The 6,620-nt window shown below is 63.9% G+C and carries 7 protein-coding genes and 1 pseudogene; 5 read left to right on the top strand and 3 right to left on the bottom strand.

Annotated elements, in window-relative coordinates; translation table 11 throughout:
• Positions 1 to 76: 76 nt before the first annotated feature.
• Positions 77 to 274: a hypothetical protein gene (locus EN969_RS11470; RefSeq protein WP_013531006.1), complete on the top strand. Its 198-nt coding sequence runs from the start codon at positions 77 to 79 to the stop codon at positions 272 to 274.
• A 28-nt stretch (positions 275 to 302) separates the two neighbouring features.
• On the opposite strand, the gene EN969_RS11465 is transcribed toward EN969_RS11470, so the two are convergent.
• Positions 303 to 782 (bottom strand): Lrp/AsnC family transcriptional regulator, encoded by a 480-nt coding sequence (locus EN969_RS11465; RefSeq protein WP_013531005.1) that lies wholly within the window; start codon positions 780 to 782, stop codon positions 303 to 305.
• An 89-nt stretch (positions 783 to 871) separates the two neighbouring features.
• Here EN969_RS11465 and EN969_RS11460 point away from each other — a divergent pair, with 89 nt between their 5' ends.
• From EN969_RS11460 to EN969_RS11450, 3 genes are all read left to right on the top strand, one after another.
• Positions 872 to 1,780: a DMT family transporter gene (locus EN969_RS11460; RefSeq protein WP_127419133.1), complete on the top strand. Its 909-nt coding sequence runs from the start codon at positions 872 to 874 to the stop codon at positions 1,778 to 1,780.
• 106 nt (positions 1,781 to 1,886) lie between these two features.
• On the top strand, positions 1,887 to 3,035 hold the full coding sequence (locus EN969_RS11455) for a histidine kinase dimerization/phosphoacceptor domain -containing protein (RefSeq protein ID WP_027160613.1): 1,149 nt from the start codon (positions 1,887 to 1,889) through the stop codon (positions 3,033 to 3,035).
• Complete coding sequence (locus EN969_RS11450; RefSeq protein WP_063168287.1) at positions 3,032 to 3,478, top strand: response regulator; 447 nt, start codon at positions 3,032 to 3,034, stop codon at positions 3,476 to 3,478. Before EN969_RS11455 ends, EN969_RS11450 begins: the two co-directional genes overlap by 4 nt.
• A gap of 9 nt (positions 3,479 to 3,487) precedes the next feature.
• Here the strand turns inward: EN969_RS11450 and EN969_RS11445 are convergent, their stop codons facing one another.
• Entirely contained in the window at positions 3,488 to 4,375 is an 888-nt protein-coding gene (locus tag EN969_RS11445) for a dienelactone hydrolase family protein (protein ID WP_063168288.1), read from the bottom strand.
• A gap of 427 nt (positions 4,376 to 4,802) precedes the next feature.
• Here EN969_RS11445 and EN969_RS11435 point away from each other — a divergent pair, with 427 nt between their 5' ends.
• Positions 4,803 to 5,237 carry a hypothetical protein gene (locus tag EN969_RS11435; RefSeq protein WP_013530999.1) on the top strand — a complete coding sequence of 145 codons (435 nt, stop codon included), beginning with the start codon at positions 4,803 to 4,805 and terminating at the stop codon, positions 5,235 to 5,237.
• 137 nt (positions 5,238 to 5,374) lie between these two features.
• Here the strand turns inward: EN969_RS11435 and EN969_RS11430 are convergent.
• Positions 5,375 to 6,620, bottom strand: a pseudogene (locus EN969_RS11430) (PQQ-binding-like beta-propeller repeat protein); the annotation flags it as partial.

Raw genomic sequence — 6,620 nt, 5'->3', positions numbered from 1 at the left:
ACTCAGCGGGCCGGTCGAAAACGATCTGCATCGAGGTAGCGACACGGGCGGCGCGGCGCCGGTTCGAGGAAAGTGCATGAAAACCGACATCAAGGTCGAGGTGGACAGGTTGGCTGCCGATCCGCGCATCACCGACTACGATTTCTGGCGCTCGCTCAAGAACGTCAACAATGAGATCTTCCACATCGCCAACAACAACGAGCCGATCCCGTTCGACATGATCCGCTGGCGCGCCATCCTGAAACAGGCGCGCATGAAGCGCGGCCACGCATAAGGTCCTCGAACGGAACAATCCCCGCAGGTCAAGCCTGGCGCCTCAACGCCGCCAGGGCCGAACGCGCCACCACCGGCGAGGACTGGATGATCGCCGTGTTGGTCATCGCGTAGGGAATGATGCGGTCGATCACCCGCTCGAGGTCGACCACCGACCCGACATGCGCCAGCGCGATGAAACAATCCTCTCCGGTTACGCGGTCGCATTGCACGATCTCCGGCAGTTCGCGGATGATCTCGGCCACGACGGCCAACTGCCCCGGCACTGGCCGGATGCGCAGCCATGCCGACAGCGGCAGGCCGAGTGCCGTCGGGTTGATCCTAACCGAATAGGCCTCGATGACGCCGCTTTCCTGCAGCCGCTTGATGCGCTCGGCCACACTCGGTGCCGACAGGCCCACCGAGCGTGCCAGCTCCGCCGTGCTGGTGCGCGCGTCCTTTTCCAGCAGGCGCAGGATCTTCATGTCGGCGGCATCGAGATCGGCGCTTTCAGTTCGAAGGCGCTTCATGGAAAACTCCTTTATTCCGGGAGAAAGATAGCCGAAAGAGCTAATCATCATCTATATAAATAGGCAAATCTGCCTGCGATACTTATCCGGTGGATGGTCAAACGCAAGCTCTCGCGGCGACCCCTGCCCCGGGCAACTTCGCCCTGGGCAAGCTGACGGAAAAACTGCCGCCGCATGTCTGGTTCGGCGTCAGCGCCGTCTTCCACTATCTCGGGCCGGCCTTCGCCGTGCTGCTTTTCCCGCATGTCGGCGTGCTCGGCATGGCGTGGCTGCGCATCGCCACGGCAGCACTCATCTTCGCACCCCTGACCCGTCCATGGCGAAGCTTCGCACGCGCCGATCGCACGACGCGGCTGCTGTTGCTGGCCTTCGGCGCCTGTCTGGCGGTGATGAACTGTTCGTTCTACCTGGCGCTCGACCGACTGCCGATCTCGCTGGTGGCGGCGATCGAATTCGTCGGCATCATCGGCGTCGCGGCGATCGGCCTCAGGAGCACGCGCAATCTCGCCGCCCTTGCCATCGCCGTCGCCGGCACCTTGCTGCTCATCGATGTCAGATGGTCCGACGATCCCATCGGGCTGTTCTGGGCCATCCTCAACGGGGCGCTGTTTGTCGGTTACATCGTACTCGGCCATCGCGTCGCCGCTTCAGGCGCCGGCAGCGGCATCGCCGGCCTGGGTGCTGCCATGGCGATCGCCTTCATCGTCGTGCTGCCGATCGGCTTCACCGATGCGCTGCCGGCCTTTTTCTCACTGCCGCTGCTGCTCGCCGCCATCGGCGTCGGCATCTGCTCGTCGGTCATTCCTTACATCTGCGACCAGCTCGCCATGTCGCGGCTGCCACGCGCGAGCTTCGCGCTGATGCTGTCGCTGCTGCCGGTCACCGCGACGCTGATCGGCGTCGTCGTGCTGCGCCAGATTCCGAGTTTTATCGATTGCCTCGGCATTGCGCTGGTGGTCGCCGGCGTCGCCTTCCACAAGCCGGCATCGGCCGGCTAACTCCGGAGGCCTGATTCTCGGTACGAACTGCGACAGGAAGGCTCAAGATTGAACCAAATCGGCGTCTGATCCGTTGTCACCCGCGAAAATGGCTTGGAGTGACAGAATGGAATGGAAACGGACCAGGGAGCCTGCCGACGCATGGCACATGACGGACGATCTGCATGTCGAGCACGGCAAGGGCGATCCGTTCGCGGCGGCTATCCGCGCCACCCGCATGTCGATGATCATTACCGATCCCCGACAGCAGGACAATCCTATCGTGTTCGCCAATGACGCTTTCCTGCGACTGACCGGATATGAGCGTCATGAGGTTCTGGGCAGGAACTGCCGCTTCCTGCAGGGACCGAAGACCGACAAGGCCGCTGTCGAACAGATACGCGCGGCGATCGAGGATGAAACCGATGTCAGCGTCGATATCCTGAACTACCGCAGGGACGGCTCGACCTTCTGGAACGCGCTCTACATCAGCCCCGTTTCGAACGACAAAGGCGATTTGCAGTTCTTTTTCGCATCGCAGCTCGACGTCTCGGATCGCAAACAATCGGAGAGTCGCATCAACGCGGACAAGGACCGCTTCGAAAAGGCGGTGAAGGAACGCACCGCGGAACTGGAAGCCGCCCTCGAGGCGCAGACCACCTTGCTGCATGAGGTGGATCACCGGGTGAAAAACAACCTGCAGATGATCTCTTCCCTCATCATTATGCAGCGGCGGACCATACGGGACGAAGCGATCAGGCGTTCGTTGACCACCATGCTGGAGCGCATCGAAGCCCTGAGCACCGTGCATCGGCGGCTTTATCAGTCGAAGGACGTCAGCAAGTTCGATGTGGCGGATTTCGCCAAGGATCTGGTGACAGACCTGCTGACGGCGTCGGGGCGCTCTGAGATCAGTCCGGCTCTCGACCTGGAACCGATCGTCATTTCCGCGGAAAAGGCAACGCCCGTCGCTCTGATGGTCAACGAACTCGTCACCAATGCTCTCAAGCATGCCTTCAAGTCCAAGCCCGACGGAATGTCGGCCGGCCGCCTGGGCATCAAAATGAGCCAGCCCGACGGCCACTTGAATATCGAGGTGTCGGACGACGGCGTCGGCATGGCCGACGCCAACGGCGATGCCTCGTTCGGCATGCGGCTGATCAAATCGCTCGCCCGCCAGTTGCATGCCGAGATCGAATGGCGCGACACCGGCCCCGGCACGAAGGTCGTTATCTCGATCCCGAACGAACCTCAGGAAAAAGGGAATGTGTCATGATTGAGCCGCTCAAGGTCCTGATCATCGAGGACGAAGCGCTGCTGGCAATGGAGCTGGAGAGCCTTGTCGAGGACGCCGGCCACAGCGTCGTCGGCTGGGCGACCTCTTCGGCGGAAGCCATGGCCATGGCGGATGCGACCGAAGCCGATATCGCCTTCGTCGACATCCATCTGAGTGACGGGCCGTCCGGCATCGACGTGGCCAAGTACATAGGCGAAAGGAAGAGTTCGACGGTGGTGTTCATGACCGCCAATCCGAAGCGCATCCCCGATCATTTCGCCGGCGCGATCGGCGTCATAGCCAAGCCTTACACGATGAACGGGCTGACGTCGGCGTTGCGGTACCTGCAGGAAGGCATGCGCCGCCCGCCCCCCGTTTCGGCGCGGCCGGCCGGCTTCACCCTGTCGCCGGCCTTCGAAACCGCCTGGGCGCCGGCGGCATGACAGCTGAAGTCATTTCAGTTTTTCCCGAAGGAAGGCGATCGTTCTGCCCCAGGCGAGGTCAGCCGCCTTCTTGTCGTAGCGCGCCGCCGACGTATCGTTGTTGAAGGCGTGGTTGGCGCCTTCATAAACATAGACCGTGTAGTCGACATGCGCCGCGTCGAGTTCCTTCTTGAAGGCGTCGATGCCGGCATTGATGCGCTCGTCGAGTCCGCCATAGTGCAGCAGCAAGGCCGCCTTGATCTTGGATACATCGGCGGCCTTCGGCTGCATGCCGTAATAGGCAACGCCGGCACTGAGATCGGGCGCGTTGACGGCCAGCATGTTGACCGTGCCACCGCCCCAGCAGAAGCCGATAGCGCCGACCTTGCCGTTGCCGTCTTTGTCGCTCTTGAGGAAAGCGACGGTCGCAACACCGTCAGCGATGGTCTGCGCCGGATCGAGCTTGCCGAACATGTCGCGCGCCCTGTCTTCGTCGGTCGGCGTGCCGCCGAGCGGCGACAGAAAATCCGGCGCCAGCGCCACGAAGCCTTCCAGCGCCACGCGCCGCGCCACATCGCGGATATGCGGGTTGAGCCCCCTGTTCTCATGCACGACGATGACGGTACCGAGCTTGCCCGTCTGGTTCGCCGGCTTGACCAGATAGCCCTTCATCTCGCCGCTGCCGCCGCGGTAGCTGATGTCCTCGCCCTTCACGCGCGGATCGTTGTCGGCGACGATTCCTGCTTGCGCCGAATTTGCCGCCAGAAGAGGCGCGATCGCCGCCGCCGCCGCACCTGATCCGGCAAGCCGGGTCAACTGCTCCATGAACCGGCGGCGATCGAGCGTCAGATGCGTGTACTCGTCATAGGCGTCGATCATCGCCTGGGTGATGGTGGGCTTGGCGTCGGGTCTCGTCATGGATGGGCTCCTCTGCTTCGGGCTTCAATTCCCAGCTACATAGGGACCAAGCCGGCATCATCCAGTCGAGCACTCATCGCTGCCGTCGATTGCCTCAGGCGTATGCCGCCGGCCGCGTCCGGGCAGCAAAGCCGGTGCCCATGCGCGGCCGTGTCATCACTTTTTAGTCATTGGCGATAAATCCTGCTGGCGCTGCCACAATCGTGAAGGAAGGTGGCTATCGACGGTATCTTGACCGCGTGCCTCAGACCCAGAAGGAAGCGAGACCATGACCATGCCTTCCCCGATCCTCGCCAGCGCGGTCGTCCTTGCGGGGGCCGCCGCTTTGGCCCTACGCTCGATGGTTGTGAATGCAGGCAGACTATCGTTGATCAGGGTCCGCACTGAGCGGAACCGCAACACGAAAACCCAGGGTTGAGGTGACGCCATGAACGTCCAGGACATCGTCAACACCGTTTCGCAGAAGGCGGGCCTCGACCAGGCGACGACGGAGAAAGTCGTCGGCACCATTTTCTCGGTGCTCGAACACGAGGCGGAAGGCACCAGCGCCTCGGCGTTCTTCGCCAAAATCCCCGGCGCCGACGACCTCGCCCATCAATATGACGTCATGGCCGCCGCTCCGGCCGGCGGTGGCGGTTTTCTGTCGTCGTTGCAGGGCGCGCTTGGCGGCGTTCTCGGCGAGAAGGCCGGCGCGCTGATCAACGGCATCGCCGCGCTCAAGGCATCCGGGCTCGACATGGCGCAGATCCAGAAGGCCGGCGCGACGCTGATCCAGCAGGCCGAAGCCGCCGCCGGCCCCGACCTGACCAACAAGGTGCTCGGCTCGGTGCCCAGCCTGAAGGGTCATTTGGGGATTGGCTGATCGACAACGGGCCGATCGGAAGATTCCCGCCCCTCATCGCCCAGTCGGGCACTTTTCCCCGTCACTATGCGGGGAAAGGACACCGGCACAGATGAGGGGCGGCGCGACCTCTGAAAGATCGCGTCACCCTGTCGCCCCTACTTCGGCAGCGCGTAGGCCATCACATAGTCACCCGGCTTGGTGCCGACCGAACCGTGGCCGCCGGCGACGATGACCACGAACTGGCGGCCGTCGGCGACCGTATAGGTCATCGGCGTCGATTGCCCGCCGGCCGGCAGCCGCGCCTGCCACAGCTGCTTGCCCGATGTCAGGTCGTAGGCGCGCAGATAGTCGTCGACTGCGGCCCCCAGGAAGGCGACGCCGCCGGCGGTGATCATCGGCCCGCCGATGCCGGGCACGCCGACCTTCAGCGGCAGCGGCAGCGGCGTCATATCGTAGACGGTGCCGTTGCGGTGCTTGTAGGCGATCTTGCCGGTCCTGAGATCGGCACCGGCGACATAGCCCCAGGGCGGCGCCTGGCAAGGAATGCCGAGCGGCGACAGGAACGGTCCCATCACCACCGCATAGGGCGCGCCCTCGTTGCGGTTCAGCCCCTGTTCGCTGCCCCGCCCTTCGTCCGGCGGCGGCACCTGATCGCGCGGGATCAACTGCGACTTGAACGCCAGATAGGTCGGCATGCCGAACAGCACCTGCCGGACCGGGTCGACGGCGACGCCACCCCAGTTGAAGGTGCCGAAATTGCCGGGGTAGATCAGCGAGCCCTGGACGGAAGGCGGCGTATAGCGACCCTCATAGCGCAGGCCCTGGAATTCGATCCGGCAGGCCAACTGGTCGAACATGGTGAGGCCCCACATGTCGGCGCCGGTCAGCGGCTTCGGCATGAAGGTGAGATCGGAGACCGGCTGCGTCGGCGATGTGTGGTCGCCTTCGATCGCGCCGCCGGGCGCCGGCACTTCGTTGACCGCGATGACCGGCTCACCGGTGCGGCGGTCGAGCACATACAGATCGCCCTGCTTGGTCGGTCCGACCAGCGCCGGCACCACCGTGCCGTCGGGTTTGGTGATGTCGATCAGGCTCGGCTGCGCCGGTACGTCCATGTCCCAGAGATCGTGGTGCACGGTCTGCCGCACCCATCGCACCTGTCCGGTGTTGAGGTCGAGCGCGGTGATCGACGACGAGAACTTCTCGACATTGGCACTGCGCCCGGCGCCGAGCTGATCCGGCGTCTGGTTGCCGAGCGGCACGTAGAGCAGGCCGAGCTTCTCGTCGGCGCTCGGCGTCGACCACATGTTGGGCGAGTTGGCGGTATAGGTCTGGCCGGCCGGCAGCGGCGTCGTCTGGTCCGGATTGCCGGAATCCCAGTTCCACACCAGCGCGCCGGTG

Origin of the sequence: Mesorhizobium sp. M7A.F.Ca.CA.003.01.2.1 (assembly GCF_003998945.1) — a bacterium.
In the GTDB taxonomy this organism is placed as follows: Bacteria; Pseudomonadota; Alphaproteobacteria; order Rhizobiales; family Rhizobiaceae; genus Mesorhizobium; species Mesorhizobium ciceri.
This window is presented reverse-complemented; position numbering and strand designations above follow the sequence as displayed.

Excerpts from the sequence above, each read along its gene's own strand:
- EN969_RS11470 (WP_013531006.1), top strand. The coding sequence starts at position 77 with ATGAAAACCGACATCAAGGTCGAGGTGGACAGGTTGGCTGCCGATCCG.
- EN969_RS11465 (WP_013531005.1), bottom strand. The coding sequence starts at position 782 with ATGAAGCGCCTTCGAACTGAAAGCGCCGATCTCGATGCCGCCGACATG.
- EN969_RS11455 (WP_027160613.1), top strand. The coding sequence starts at position 1,887 with ATGGAATGGAAACGGACCAGGGAGCCTGCCGACGCATGGCACATGACG.
- EN969_RS11450 (WP_063168287.1), top strand. The coding sequence starts at position 3,032 with ATGATTGAGCCGCTCAAGGTCCTGATCATCGAGGACGAAGCGCTGCTG.
- EN969_RS11445 (WP_063168288.1), bottom strand. The coding sequence starts at position 4,375 with ATGACGAGACCCGACGCCAAGCCCACCATCACCCAGGCGATGATCGAC.
- EN969_RS11435 (WP_013530999.1), top strand. The coding sequence starts at position 4,803 with ATGAACGTCCAGGACATCGTCAACACCGTTTCGCAGAAGGCGGGCCTC.